The organism is Clostridium felsineum DSM 794 (genome assembly GCF_002006355.2).
GTDB classification, from domain to species: domain Bacteria; phylum Bacillota; class Clostridia; order Clostridiales; family Clostridiaceae; genus Clostridium_S; species Clostridium_S felsineum.
Genome location: NZ_CP096980.1, coordinates 3,608,833 through 3,621,990 on the forward strand (window position 1 = coordinate 3,608,833; position 13,158 = coordinate 3,621,990).

General features: G+C 29.2%; 14 protein-coding genes and 1 riboswitch. Of the genes, 3 read left to right on the forward strand and 11 right to left on the reverse strand.

Features of this window, described 5'->3' with window-relative positions; all coding sequences use genetic code 11:
- Positions 1–112 precede the first annotated feature (112 nt).
- Positions 113–823, reverse strand: coding sequence for an ATP-binding protein (locus CLFE_RS17020; RefSeq protein ID WP_077895419.1), 711 nt, complete (start codon positions 821–823; stop codon positions 113–115).
- A 127-nt stretch (positions 824–950) separates the two neighbouring features.
- Here CLFE_RS17020 and CLFE_RS17025 point away from each other — a divergent pair, with 127 nt between their 5' ends.
- Positions 951–1,640, forward strand: coding sequence for a Crp/Fnr family transcriptional regulator (locus CLFE_RS17025; protein WP_077895418.1), 690 nt, complete (start codon positions 951–953; stop codon positions 1,638–1,640).
- Between the two features lie 54 nt (positions 1,641–1,694).
- Here CLFE_RS17025 and trhA read toward each other — a convergent pair whose 3' ends face one another.
- Positions 1,695–2,339: a PAQR family membrane homeostasis protein TrhA gene (trhA, locus tag CLFE_RS17030; protein WP_077852078.1), complete on the reverse strand. Its 645-nt coding sequence runs from the start codon at positions 2,337–2,339 to the stop codon at positions 1,695–1,697.
- Between the two features lie 195 nt (positions 2,340–2,534).
- Between trhA and CLFE_RS17035 the strand changes: the two genes are divergently transcribed.
- Positions 2,535–3,104, forward strand: a complete 570-nt coding sequence (locus tag CLFE_RS17035; protein WP_077895417.1) for a DUF1836 domain-containing protein — start codon at positions 2,535–2,537, stop codon at positions 3,102–3,104.
- A 31-nt stretch (positions 3,105–3,135) separates the two neighbouring features.
- Here the strand turns inward: CLFE_RS17035 and CLFE_RS17040 are convergent, their stop codons facing one another.
- The 9 genes from CLFE_RS17040 to CLFE_RS17080 form a co-directional block, all read right to left on the reverse strand.
- On the reverse strand, positions 3,136–3,957 hold the full coding sequence (locus tag CLFE_RS17040) for a transporter substrate-binding domain-containing protein (RefSeq protein WP_077832449.1): 822 nt from the start codon (positions 3,955–3,957) through the stop codon (positions 3,136–3,138).
- 13 nt (positions 3,958–3,970) lie between these two features.
- Positions 3,971–4,702, reverse strand: a complete 732-nt coding sequence (locus CLFE_RS17045) for an amino acid ABC transporter ATP-binding protein (protein ID WP_077832450.1) — start codon at positions 4,700–4,702, stop codon at positions 3,971–3,973.
- A gap of 10 nt (positions 4,703–4,712) precedes the next feature.
- Positions 4,713–5,378, reverse strand: coding sequence for an amino acid ABC transporter permease (locus CLFE_RS17050; protein ID WP_077832451.1), 666 nt, complete (start codon positions 5,376–5,378; stop codon positions 4,713–4,715).
- Positions 5,379–6,409: 1,031 nt separating this feature from the next.
- Positions 6,410–7,585 (reverse strand): SAM-dependent methyltransferase, encoded by a 1,176-nt coding sequence (locus tag CLFE_RS17055; protein ID WP_077894105.1) that lies wholly within the window; start codon positions 7,583–7,585, stop codon positions 6,410–6,412.
- Positions 7,586–7,601: 16 nt separating this feature from the next.
- The gene (locus CLFE_RS17060) at positions 7,602–8,063 is read right to left on the reverse strand and encodes a MarR family winged helix-turn-helix transcriptional regulator (RefSeq protein ID WP_077852081.1); all 462 of its coding nucleotides are present in this window, start codon (positions 8,061–8,063) and stop codon (positions 7,602–7,604) included.
- A gap of 185 nt (positions 8,064–8,248) precedes the next feature.
- The gene (locus CLFE_RS17065) at positions 8,249–9,163 is read right to left on the reverse strand and encodes a DMT family transporter (protein ID WP_077894106.1); all 915 of its coding nucleotides are present in this window, start codon (positions 9,161–9,163) and stop codon (positions 8,249–8,251) included.
- A 146-nt stretch (positions 9,164–9,309) separates the two neighbouring features.
- Entirely contained in the window at positions 9,310–9,759 is a 450-nt protein-coding gene (locus CLFE_RS17070; protein WP_077894107.1) for a hypothetical protein, read from the reverse strand.
- Positions 9,760–9,840: 81 nt separating this feature from the next.
- Positions 9,841–10,413 carry a xanthine phosphoribosyltransferase gene (locus CLFE_RS17075; protein WP_077894108.1) on the reverse strand — a complete coding sequence of 191 codons (573 nt, stop codon included), beginning with the start codon at positions 10,411–10,413 and terminating at the stop codon, positions 9,841–9,843.
- Between the two features lie 15 nt (positions 10,414–10,428).
- A complete protein-coding gene (locus CLFE_RS17080; protein ID WP_077894109.1) occupies positions 10,429–11,733 on the reverse strand; it encodes a uracil-xanthine permease family protein in 1,305 nt (434 codons plus the stop codon).
- A gap of 87 nt (positions 11,734–11,820) precedes the next feature.
- Positions 11,821–11,919: riboswitch (purine riboswitch) on the reverse strand.
- 166 nt (positions 11,920–12,085) lie between these two features.
- Between CLFE_RS17080 and CLFE_RS17085 the strand changes: the two genes are divergently transcribed.
- The gene (locus CLFE_RS17085) at positions 12,086–13,153 is read left to right on the forward strand and encodes a glucosaminidase domain-containing protein (protein WP_077894110.1); all 1,068 of its coding nucleotides are present in this window, start codon (positions 12,086–12,088) and stop codon (positions 13,151–13,153) included.
- Positions 13,154–13,158: the final 5 nt, after the last annotated feature.

Consider the following 13,158-nt stretch of genomic DNA (forward strand, 5'->3'; position numbering starts at 1 on the left):
TTATATATAAGGATATTATAATTTGTATTTTTTTTCAATGGAAATTACTAACTTTGCACATAAAAAAATTGGGTATTACAATAATTGCAACACCAACATATTTATTTTAATTTTATTTCAATTCACCATTAGTTCCTATAATAACCTCTTTATACGGTACTATAACCTGAGCTTCAAGCATTGCATTTTTAACCGCTGAAACTATTCCACCGCAACAAGGTACTTCCATTCTAACAACTGTTATACTTTTAATATCGTTTTTCTCTATAATTTCTTTTAACTTATCTTTGTAATACATAACATCATCAAGTTTAGGACATCCAATTACTGTTATATGATTTTTTATAAATTCATTATGAAAATCTCCATAAGCATATGCTGTACAATCTGCTGCCACTAAAAGATCAGCATTCTTTAAGTATGGCGCCTGCGTATTTATAAGATTCAACTGTACAGGCCACTGCATCAATTCAGATGAAACCTTTACCTTTTCCTTAACCTTAATTTCTACTTTTTTAGGTGCTCTTTCTATTTTTTTTGCCATAGAACCTGGACATCCACATGGTATTTTATCTTTTATTTCTTTTTCAGCAATTCTTCTTTGAACAGCTTCTTCATCATATTCCTTACTTTCTCTTTCTATTATAGTTATAGCATCTACTGGACAGTGTGGAAGACAATCTCCTAAGCCATCACAATATTCGTCTGATACAAGTTCAGCTTTACCATTCACTATCTCTATTGCATTTTCATGGCAAGCTTCACTACAAAGTCCACATCCATTGCATTTTTCTTTATCTATATTTACTATTTTTCTTTTCATTCTTATCCTCCCAATAATATAAAGTTCCGTTAACAAAAATAACTTGTCTTTATGTATAAATTATATTAAAATTATATCAAAATATCAGTAACATATGTTACAAACTAAAAATTATATGGAGATAATTATGGAAAAAAAATTTTTAAATATATTACAACACTGCATCTTATTTTCAAAAATAGATAGTTTAAAAATCGATAATTTATTTTCTTCTATAAATTATTCAATCAAAGAATATGATAAGGATGAAACTATTGCAATTGAAGGAGATCTATGCAATAAAATAGGAATTGTATTAAATGGCGCTGTTGAAATACAAAAAATTTACGAATCTGGTAAAAGCTTAACTATAGCAACTCTTATGGAAGGGAAAATTTTTGGTGAAGCAATAATATTTTCTACTAAAACCACCTATCCTTCTACTATAATGGCTTGTACAAAAGCAATTATTCTCTTCATTCCAAAAGATTCCATAATGCACTTGTGCAGTACAAACTCTCTTTTTCTTAATGGCTTTATGTCACTTTTATCTAATAAAATACTCATGTTAAATAAGAGATTAAAAAATATGTCCTACCATACTATAAGAGAAAAACTATCAAATTATATACTTGAAGAACATGAAGCTCAAAAGAATTTAACCTTTAAAATGAACAAATCAAAAAAACAATTGTCTGAAATGCTTGGTATTCCAAGACCTTCTCTATCTAGAGAATTTATAAAATTACGCGAAGAAGGCATTATAGATTTTGATAGAAATTCAATAACAATATTAGACATTACGGCTTTGAAAAGTATTTTAGAAAATGCAGAATAATTTATAAAAAAACTGGGACTTATAAAAGATTCATTTTATAAGTCCCAATTCTTATTATATAACATAATTGTATATCATAATAAAATGGAACAAGCTACCTGCCATTACAAACAAATGAAATATTTCATGAAATCCAAAATATTTTGCATTTCTTACTGGCCACTTTAAACCATATATTATTCCTCCCATACTGTAGACAATTCCTCCTAATACCATAAATACTATACCCGGTACAGCCATAATCTTACTTATAGGAGCAAATGCAAATACAACAATCCATCCCATAGCTATATAAAACAATGTATAAAGCCATCTAGGCGCATTAAACCAAACAAGCTTTAATACTATACCTAAAATAGCTACACCCCATATTAAGTACAATATTGTATTCCCAAGTTTTCCTCTTAATGTTATTAAGCATATAGGAGTATATGTTCCTGCAATAAGAACAAATATCATCATATGATCTACTTTTCTTAAAAACATATTTACCTTTTTAGATACATTTACTAAATGGTACACTGCACTGGCTGAATATAAAAAAATCAGACTTATTCCAAAGATTATAGATGCAACAATACTAACTGTGTTGCTTATAATTAAAGAATGACGAAGCATAAACAATAGTGCAACTATAGATAAAATAGCTCCTAACAAATGTGTTATTCCGCTTACTGGATCTTTTAATTTAGAAAACATAACAATCACCTTCTAATAAAAAATTACAACATAGTTTTCAAAACTACGTATCATTATACTTATATAATACGATATATGTTTTTATATTGCAATATAAATTTAAAAACTATATATTTTATATTTTCCCCTTATTCTTATAATAAATTCATATTGTTACATAAAAAACATTGCTATATAATATAAAAAGGTGATGATATGAACAATGAAATTTTAGAATTAGCTAAACAAGTACTTAATTATAGCGCGATACAAAATCATGAAATTCCTGATATAGACTTATACATGGATCAGGTTACATCTTTTATGGATAATAAATTAAAAGCATTTAAAAGAACTGAAGGGGATATTGTTTTAACAAAAACTATGATAAATAATTACACAAAAAATAAATTATTAACTCCCCCTGTCAAAAAGAAATACAGTAAAGACAACTTAATAATGTTAATATTTATCTATCATTTAAAACAAACTCTTTCAATCGGTGATATAGGCGATCTTTTATCCTTCATGTTAAATACAGATGATAATATGGACATTGAGAAGTTATATGATAAGTTTTTACGTCTACAAAAATCTTCTTCTGATTCATTTATTAAAGATTTAAAAGAGAAGTTAAATTTTATAGATGAACCTAAAAACAACACTGAAAATGAAAAGCTCTTTTTACTTGCTATAGATTTAATTTTAAGTGCCAATATGCAAAAAAGAATGGCTGAAAAATTAATTGACTCTTATTTCAAAAATATTGACCATAAAAAAAAATAACTATGATGCATAAGTGCACCATAGTTATTTTTTACTCCTGTGTATTTGAAGTTATATCTGCTCCAAACCATTTTTCTGATATCTTTTTTAATGTTCCATCTTTTCTCATAGCTTTTAAGGTCTTATTTATTTTATCTATCTTTTGCTTATTTGAATCATTTTTAAGGAAAGGATACGCATTTTCCATCTTTTCAACAGGTTTTCCTGCAAGTACAAGATCATATTTAGAGTTTTTAATAGTATCCATTATAGCTAGTTTATCTTCTATAAGAGCATCAGCTCTTCCTATATTAACCTCTGAAAATATTGAATTATAATCGCTGTATTGCTTTATATTAACCTTGCCGCCCTTTGCATTATACTTTTCTATAGCTTTATAGAAATTCATTCCAGATTCAACTGCAACATTTTTTCCATTTAAATCTTTTAATGATTGTACTGAATTATTTCCTTTCTTAACTGCAAGCTGAACTCCTGAATAAACATATGTATCTGAAAAATAATATTTTCCTTTTCTCTCATCTGTTACTGTAACTTGGTGTGCTACTGTATCTATCTTACCTGAATCAAGCATTCCTATTAGTCCATTCCAGTTTGCTATTACATACTTAACCTTCCAATTGTTTCTCTTGGCTATCTCATTAAAAATATCAATTTCAAGACCTTTAACCTTATCCTGACTTTCACCCTGATCTATAAATGCAAATGGTCTATAATCAGTAGATGTACCTACCTTTATAACATTTTTATCACTACTGTCATTACTATTTGAAGTAGCACTTTGTGTGCATCCTGTAAATAGTCCTAAAGTCATTAATGCTGCCATAGATAATGTAATTATTCTCTTCTTCATTTTTTATTTCCCCCTAGTGTAATTTTTTTATAAATTGATTTACTCTTTTATTATCAGATTTTTCGAATACCTCTTCTGGAGTTCCACATTGGATTATATTGCCTCCATCAAGAAAAACTACTTTATCTGCTATTTCTCTTGCGAAATTCATTTCATGTGTTACTATTATCATTGTCATGTGTCTACTAGCAATATTCTTTATTACATCTAAAACCTCAGAAACCCATTCTGGATCTAGCGCTGAAGTAGGTTCATCAAATAAAATGACTTCAGGCTTTAATACCATAGCTCTTGCTATACCTATTCTTTGCTGTTGTCCACCTGAAAGCCTTGATGGATAACTATCTGCTTTATCCAAAAGTCCTACCTGTTTAAGTGCCTCCAAGCTTATCTTTTCAGCCTCAGCTTTAGGCATTTTTTTTACAATTTTAAGAGCTTCCATAACATTTTGAACCGCTGTTTTATTTTTAAATAAATTATAATTCTGAAATACCATAGAGCTCTTTTTTCTTAAATTATATACTTGATCTTTACTTATATTTTCAAAATTAACCTTAAACTCTCCAATACTCAAAGTTCCACTATCAGGAGTCTCAAGATAATTCAAACATCTAAGAAGTGTTGATTTACCAGTTCCGGAAGGTCCGATAACAGCTACTATTTCTCCATCTTTAATGTCTAAACTTATTCCTTTTATAACTTCATTTTCTCCATATTTTTTATGAAGATTTTCAATTTTAATCATACGTTCACCCCTAATATGCTCTTGATATTCTTTTCTCAATGATTCTTTGGATAAAGTTAAATATTTCAACTGTAACCCAATATATTATTGCTAAAGAAAGATAGCTTTCCATTAGCTTAAAACTTGAAGCTGCATTAGCTTGGGCTCTAGCTAAAATTTCTGTTAATCCTAGTACAAAAGCTAAGGATGAGCTTTTTAGTAAATCCACAAATTGATTTCCAATTCCAGGTACTGCAACCTTAAGTGCTTGAGGATAAATTATTCTAATAAATGCCTGAAATTTAGTCATACCAACTGATAATGCTGCTTCCATTTGGCCCTTTTCAACAGAATCTATAGCTCCTCTTATTATTTCAGCCATATATGCAGAACCACATAAACTAAGCCCAAAAATCATAGCTTCAAGTGGTGTGACGCTTTTTAATGGTTTTATTAACTGAGGAAGTCCATAATAAAAAACAAATAACTGAACTAAAAGTGGTGTACCCCTAAAAAACGAAATATAAACTCCTATAACCTGTGATATTCCCTTTATTTTTAACATTTTTATGGGTGCAAGAATAGTTGCTATAACCAGTCCTATTATTGTTGAAACCACAGCCATAAATAAAGTGTAATGAATATACTTTAATAAGTCCGGAAATGAATTCAAAAAATATTTAATGTCAAAATTCATCTTGTATTCCCCCTAATTTCATATTTATTTAGTAGGTTTTAATTAATTACCTACCAAACTTATATGTTTAATACAATAAACATTGTAACCTTATATTCATTAAATGTCAATAAGTATCATGCTTAAAATACTTAACATTGCTGCTTTAAAATATTCCTACCCAAGAGGTTCGACCCTAGAATCTTTTAATGACTCAATGTTTTAGTATTTTTGCTTTATACACGTCATGCTTAAAATACTTAACATTGCGGCTTTAATATATTCCTACCCAAGACGTTCGACCCTGGAATCTTTTAATGACTCAATGTTTTAGTATTTTTGCTTTATACACGTATCATGCTTAAAATACTTAACATTGCGGCTTTAATATATTCCTACCCAAGACGTTCGACCCTGGAATCTTTTAATGACTCAATGTTTTAGTATTTTTGCTTTATACACGTATCATGCTTAAAATACTTAACATTGCGGCTTTAATATATTCCTACCCAAGACGTTCGACCCTGGAATCTTTTAATGACTCAATGTTTTAGTATTTTTGCTTTATACACGTATCATGCTTAAAATACTTAACATTGCGGCTTTAATATATTCCTACCCAAGACGTTCGACCCTGGAATCTTTTAATGACTCAATGTTTTAGTATTTTTGCTTTATACACGTATCATGCTTAAAATACTTAACATTGCGGCTTTAATATATTCCTACTCAAGAGGTTCGACCCTAGAATCTTTTAATGGCTCAATGTTTTAGTATTTTTGCTTTATACACGTATCATGCTTAAAATACTTAACATTGCGGCTTTAATATATTCCTACTCAAGAGGTTCGACCCTAGAATCTTTTAATGGCTCAATGTTTTAGTATTTTTGCTTTATACACGTATCATGCTTAAAATACTTAACATTGCGGCTTTAATATATTCCTAGTTAAAAAGTAGGAATATATTAAAAGCTTCCTAAAACAAAACTCAACTTGTCTACTGTGTACAAGTTGAGTTTTATTCTAGAAAGCTTATGTATTCATATATTCCTATTTATACATATATTCTCTAGTCCATGATATCTCATCGTTTATATCTTTTGTGAATACAAATTGATGTATATCTATATTTCCACTATTAAAAGATGCCGCACATGCATTAAGATACATTCTCCACATTCTTATGAAAGGCTCATCTTTTATTTTCTTTACTTCGTCCATAGCATTTTCAAAGTTTACTGCCCAATGCTCTAAAGTTCTTCCGTAATGTCTTCTAAGACTTTCAGCATCTACTAGATAAAAATCTTGTTCTGCAATGTTATCTACTAATTCTCTAACCGCAGGAACATATCCACCTGGGAATATATAATTATTTATCCAAGTGTTTGTACCACCTTTTTTAACTCCTGTTATACAGTGAAGAAGTGAAATTCCACCTTTATTGAGAAGCTTATTAACAGTTTCAAAATACTCAGGAATATTTTCTTTGCCTACATGCTCTATCATTCCAACACTTACTACTCTATCAAAGGTTCTATTTTTTATTTCTCTATAATCCTCAAGTATTACATCAACTCTTCCTTCTAGACCTTCATTTTTAATTCTTTCTTTAACAACCTTAAATTGCTCTTCACTTAATGTAACACCAAGTGCTTTAACTCCATATTCTTTTGCAGCTGTTGTTATAAGTTCTCCCCAACCACATCCTATATCAAGTAAAGTAATATCTTTCTTTAATGATAATTTCTTTAATATATGTTCTACTTTATTTTTTTGTGCTTGTTCTAAAGTATCATCAGGTGATTTAAAATATCCACAAGAATATGTCATTGTTTTATCAAGCCATAACTTATAAAAATCATTACCTATATCATAGTGAAATTTTATATCCTTCTTACTTTTTTTAATTGAATTAGGGATTATTTTAATTAATTTAGCGTATTTCTCGCCATTTCTCATAAAACTTTCTTTATTGTTATATAGGGATTGTATAACATCTTCGATACTACCTTCAATATCAAATTTTCCTTCCATGTATCCTTCACCAAATGCCATAGATGGGTCTCTTATTATATCTGCTTTTGATATTGGTTCATTAAAAATTATTTTAAATTTGCTATCACCTTGTCCATATTTTTCTGTTTCACCATCCCAGAACTTAATTTCACATGCATCGGAAAAAAGTCCTTTAAATAAGGTTTTGTAAAATATTTTATTAGTATCCATTACTTACCTCCCGGTATTAAAATTTACTTTGCTCATTTATTTTATTTAATAGTATTGCCATATTATTGAGTGTTTGAATGAGTAAATCTAAATCCCCTTTACTTAAATGCCCCAATTTCTCACCAAAAGAATTATTTAAATCCTGTCTGCATCTATTTACTGTGTTTTCTCCTTTATCTGTAAGCGATATATATATTATTCTTCTATCTTTATCATCATTCAACCTATATGCCAAATCACTTTTCACTAAACAATCAACCCATGATGTAACATTAGGTTTATGAGCACAAAGAACTTTACCCAAATCAGTAATTGTAATTTTTTTATGATTTTCTAATGCAAATAAAACTTTTATACTAGAATTTGATAACTTATATTCAGAAAAAGCATTTTCTACTAATCCTAACATTGTCTTTGCAAATACTGGCATTACAGAAAACACGTCATTTATAATGTCATCAATTTGTTTATCGCTCATTGTAAATACTCCTAATTTGATTATATTTTATAACTATTATATATAATAACAATTTTTTTGTCAATTTTCGTACTATCTGTATTATTAGATTTAACTAATTTATTCCATATAAAAAATAAGACTTACGAGAAACTTTAATCTCATAAACCTTATACTATATTCTATAAAATATATAAATATTACTTTTATTTTTTTGTTGTTGATAAAATTATGGTAGTTAATATTATAAAAATACTACCTACCCACTCTAAAATACTAAAATGAATACCCAAAAATACCAAAGATAAAATTGCTGCTGACAACGGTTCAAACGCTCCTAGTATACTTGCCTCTGTAGGTTTTATAATCTTTATACTCTCCATATAAAGCCAAAATGGAATGAGTGTACCTATGATTATCACAATAACCACAGATGAAACAGACATCAGGCTTACTTTTCCCGAAAAATTAAAAGGATTATGTACAAATGACATTAGAATACCACCTATAATCATTCCCCAACCTGCAACTAAATTTGATCCCCATTTAGCTAATATTCTTCTTGGCTGAAGAGTATTAAACGCTGCTGCAACTGCTGAAATAATCCCCCAAAAAAGCGTCATTTTAGAAATATTTATAGCTTTTATATCACCTTTTGTAATTATAAAAAACGTACCAATTAGAGCAAGAATAATAGCTAAAATTTCATATATACTTGGCCACTTTTTTAAGTGTAGTATTAAATATAAAGTAATTATAACGGGTGATAAATATTGTAATATTGTTGCTGTCGCTGCATTACTGTATTTAATAGTAACAAAATATGTATATTGAACCGCAAGCATTCCTCCAAAACCAAAAATAATAAAACTAAAAGCATCATGTTTATTTTTAAATACTCTAAATATATTTTTTTTAGTTTTAACCTGTGTAATTGCTAATAAAAAACCTCCAGCTATTAATAACCTAACTACTACAAGCCACTCAGGACTAAATCCTCCCTCTTGAAATAAAAACTGTGCAGCTATACCTGATACTCCCCATAAAGTTGAAGCTGATATAGCAAATATAAATCCTTTCTTTCTTAAATAATTATCTTTTAAATTTTCTTCCTTTGTCATATAAATTTTACACACCTTTTTATAAATTCATAAACTACATAAAATTATGTATGCATTATAGTAAATTAAACTGCATACATAATTGATTTCCTACACTATATATCCTATCACAGCTATAATTTCTATTCAACAATGTTATATTATACTTACTTTGGACCTTCAATAGCTGCTGAATTACTATGACCAAGCTCATTAACTGCATTTTTTATTGCTGCATCTATTAGCTGTTTTTTACTATCATCTACATCTATATTAAGCTCTTTAAGAACATTTAAAACAACACTTTTTGCAACCGCTTCTCTATCACACTTATCTATTTCTCCTGCATGATATAGCTGTTCTGCATCTCCAACAGCTATTTCTGCCCATTTTTCAACTATTTGTAAAATATTCACCACGTTATTATTGGGCATCAAAGTTTTTACAATATTTAAAATATCCCCCGAAGAATCGACTACTTTTTTAGTTTGATCTAGTAAATCCTGCACTTTTATTCCTTTTCTTTTTAGTACAGGAAATATTATAAGCATTACTATAATTACACCTACTAATGCTCCTACAATACCCGACCATGTTACCAATTCAATATTCTCCATAAGAATCCCCCCCTCAAAACATAATATTCTTTCAAAATAAAAAAAGTGCAATTTTTAATTTGCACTTTTGGGGAAAAATAATTATATAATGAACTCTATTAAATTTTTTTCTAGTTTTTTTATTCTGGCAAGAGAATAAACATCATATCCCTTTTCTTCAAGGGACTTTCTCCCCTTTTGGAAGGACTTTTCAATTACAATACCTATTCCTGAAACTTTAGCACCTGCACCTTCTACTAAACGAACAGCTCCTAAAGATGCTTCTCCATTTGCCAAAAAATCATCAATAATAAGTATTTTATCCTCTTCACATATGTATTTTTTTAAAAGCGTAAGTTCATAATCTGCTCCTTTGGTAAATGAGTGTACTGTAGTTTGATATACATCTTCACTCATGGTATTTGGCTTTTGCTTTTTTAGAATAACCATAGGTATGTCCATTTGCATTGCTGTCATTACGGCTGGTGCAATACCCGAACTCTCAATTGTAAATATTTTCGTTATTCCTCTGCCCGAAAAATACTCTCTAAAATACGTACCAATCTCATACATAAGCTTCGGATCAACCTTATGATTTAAAAACGAATCAACCTTTAGCACATTTTCATTAATTGCTCTGCCTTCTTCTAATATTCTTTCACGTAATTTCTTCATAATACTACACTCCTTCTATTTTTCCTTTAATATTAAGTTCAATATAAGTGCTGCTATCGTTCCCGTTGAAATTCCTGAAGAAAAAATCATCTTTAAACTTTCAGGTAAACCTGATAATATTTCTGGTCTAAATGTAACTCCAAGTCCGAGTCCTATTGAAGTAGCTATTATAAGTATATTTCTATTATTTAAATTCACATGACTTAATGTTTGTATACCAGCTGCTGCAACAGTTCCAAACATTACTATTCCAACACCACCAAGTACTGGTTGTGGCATAACATTAATAACCCCAGAAAACTTAGGAACTAAACCTAAAATTATTAAAATTATTCCTGCTACTAGTGTAACATATCTACTTGCAACCTTAGTAAGTGGAATCAAACCTACATTTTGACTAAAAGAAGTATTTGGCATAGCTCCAAACATTCCGGCTAAAATACTTCCGATACCATCAGAAAGTACACCTTTTGAAATTCTTGTATCGTCATCTATATCTGATATCTCGTTTATGGCCCTAAGATTTCCTACCGTACTTATTACTGAAACAAAATAAGCAGGTATAAAAGGAAGAAGTGCACTTAAGTTAAATTTAACACCATATTGAAATACCGCTGGAACACTAATAACTTTAAGACCAGCTATTGTAGAAAAATCCACCATTCCGAGTGGTATACATATAATATATCCTACTACCATTCCAATTAAAATTGATGCACTACTGACAAGTCCTTTACCATAATGATTTATAAGTAATGTTACAATCATTACTATTAAAGCAATTGTAATATTTTGAAGGGACCCATAATTTTTAGCACCAGAGCCTCCAGCTGCCCAATCTATAGATACTGGTAAAAGTGTAAGTCCAATAAGACATACAACTATTCCTGTCACTACCTTTGGGAATAACTTCATTATGTGTTTTATAAAAAAACTTAAAATAACAACTATAATTGCTCCAAGTATTGTTGCACCAAAAATTCCTGCAAGTCCAAATTTTTTTCCAACGACCGCAGCTGGTGCAACAAAAGTTATATCTGTACCCATTATACACGCTACTCGTGCTCCCACAGAGTATACTCCCTTTGATTGTATAAAAGTAGCTACTCCAGCCATTAATATTGCCGCACTCAAAAGTGCTGTTGAGGTTTCAGCATTAAGCTTTAAAGAAGATGCTACTATTATTGGTACTACAATAATGCCTCCAAAAGCTGCAAATATATGCTGAAAAGCAAGCAGTATTCTAGAAATTAACTTTGGCTTGTCCTCAACTCCATACATTAGTTCAACTTGTGCTTCTTTTTTAATCTTTTCTTCCATATTTAGTATCTCCTATTTTATAAAATTGTATATATAAAAAAATACCTCAAAAAATGAGGTATTTTAGATAAACTATATAATTTGCTTATACAATTAATAATACCTCGTAGTCTGCTATTTACGGCAGCAGGTAGAAACTTCCGGACCATATTACCGGTGTATACGAGAATTCCTTACGTATTTTTCATATAAAGATTATAACATATTAAGACTACATTTACAGTTATTTTTTATTTTCAACTTGTAAATTATATACGTTTATGTAACAATTATTATTATAAGTATATTTAAGTCGATAAGTTGTATTCTTATAATTTATAATTCGTAGACTAGGATTGGAGTTTCTTTCATTATGGAATCTTTAGTAAAAGAACTTGAAAACACAGAAGTACTTTCAAAAAAAGATATAATTACACTTAAAAGCTATATCCACAAAAAATATAATAACTTTTCAAATAATGAAAGAGCAAAAATTCTATCAAATACAATACATCAAATCCTTGATAAAAGCATAAAGGGTTTAAAAATTGATTATTATAATGCTATAAAAAATGACCTTATAAAATCATTAATAACTTCTACCAGTGAATCTTCTATAAAGCTAATTGATATTTTAAATAAATACCTATCACTTCAAGATAGTTCTTACGAGTATTCTGAAGACGTTTTAAATTGGGTTACTAATCATGTAAATACGGAATTTTCAAAGTCTGAGCTTAATGCTGCCTTCAATTTGAATTTTCCAGTTGAACCCCAAAGTAAACTAGAAACTCAAAGTCACTATGAATCAACAGCCATAGTTAATGCCCCAGAAACTTTACATAAAAACATTATTGCACTAATTTTCTCAATTATGATTTTTATAGTTATATCACTATCAATATTTATAATTAAATATAATCCTATAATTTCCAAGACCCAAAACATAAGTAAAAATAAATCAAGCACCAATTCTAAAGTCATTAATAAAACTATAACTGATGATTTCTCAAAGCTTCCATCGGATTTTAAATATAAATCTATAAACACCAATAATCTTAGACATTACTTAAATACTAAAAATTCTTTATTAGCCTTTGAACCCTACTTTTCTAAAATAATAAAAGTATGTAAAAACTACAACTTAAATCCTCTACTTCTATTTGCAATAACTGGTCAAGAGCAGGCTTTTGTACCAATAGATGCTCCAAAAGCAAAACAAATAGCCAACAATCCCTTCAATGTATACCACAGTTGGAAGGAGTATAATACAAGCATCGAAGATTCAACAAAAATAGCAGCTAAAACTATAATAAATGAATGCAGCAATTTACCCCAAAATACTGACCCATTCCATTGGCTAAATAAAAGCTATGCTGAAGATCCAAGTTGGGGGGCTGGTGTGGAAAGCCTTTTTAAAGAACTTCAAAAAAACAATTAAAAAAT

Excerpts from the sequence above, each read along its gene's own strand:
- CLFE_RS17020 (WP_077895419.1), bottom strand. The coding sequence starts at position 823 with ATGAAAAGAAAAATAGTAAATATAGATAAAGAAAAATGCAATGGATGT.
- CLFE_RS17025 (WP_077895418.1), top strand. The coding sequence starts at position 951 with ATGGAAAAAAAATTTTTAAATATATTACAACACTGCATCTTATTTTCA.
- trhA (WP_077852078.1), bottom strand. The coding sequence starts at position 2,339 with ATGTTTTCTAAATTAAAAGATCCAGTAAGCGGAATAACACATTTGTTA.
- CLFE_RS17035 (WP_077895417.1), top strand. The coding sequence starts at position 2,535 with ATGAACAATGAAATTTTAGAATTAGCTAAACAAGTACTTAATTATAGC.
- CLFE_RS17040 (WP_077832449.1), bottom strand. The coding sequence starts at position 3,957 with ATGAAGAAGAGAATAATTACATTATCTATGGCAGCATTAATGACTTTA.
- CLFE_RS17045 (WP_077832450.1), bottom strand. The coding sequence starts at position 4,702 with ATGATTAAAATTGAAAATCTTCATAAAAAATATGGAGAAAATGAAGTT.
- CLFE_RS17050 (WP_077832451.1), bottom strand. The coding sequence starts at position 5,378 with ATGAATTTTGACATTAAATATTTTTTGAATTCATTTCCGGACTTATTA.
- CLFE_RS17055 (WP_077894105.1), bottom strand. The coding sequence starts at position 7,585 with ATGGATACTAATAAAATATTTTACAAAACCTTATTTAAAGGACTTTTT.
- CLFE_RS17060 (WP_077852081.1), bottom strand. The coding sequence starts at position 8,063 with ATGAGCGATAAACAAATTGATGACATTATAAATGACGTGTTTTCTGTA.
- CLFE_RS17065 (WP_077894106.1), bottom strand. The coding sequence starts at position 9,163 with ATGACAAAGGAAGAAAATTTAAAAGATAATTATTTAAGAAAGAAAGGA.
- CLFE_RS17070 (WP_077894107.1), bottom strand. The coding sequence starts at position 9,759 with ATGGAGAATATTGAATTGGTAACATGGTCGGGTATTGTAGGAGCATTA.
- CLFE_RS17075 (WP_077894108.1), bottom strand. The coding sequence starts at position 10,413 with ATGAAGAAATTACGTGAAAGAATATTAGAAGAAGGCAGAGCAATTAAT.
- CLFE_RS17080 (WP_077894109.1), bottom strand. The coding sequence starts at position 11,733 with ATGGAAGAAAAGATTAAAAAAGAAGCACAAGTTGAACTAATGTATGGA.
- CLFE_RS17085 (WP_077894110.1), top strand. The coding sequence starts at position 12,086 with ATGGAATCTTTAGTAAAAGAACTTGAAAACACAGAAGTACTTTCAAAA.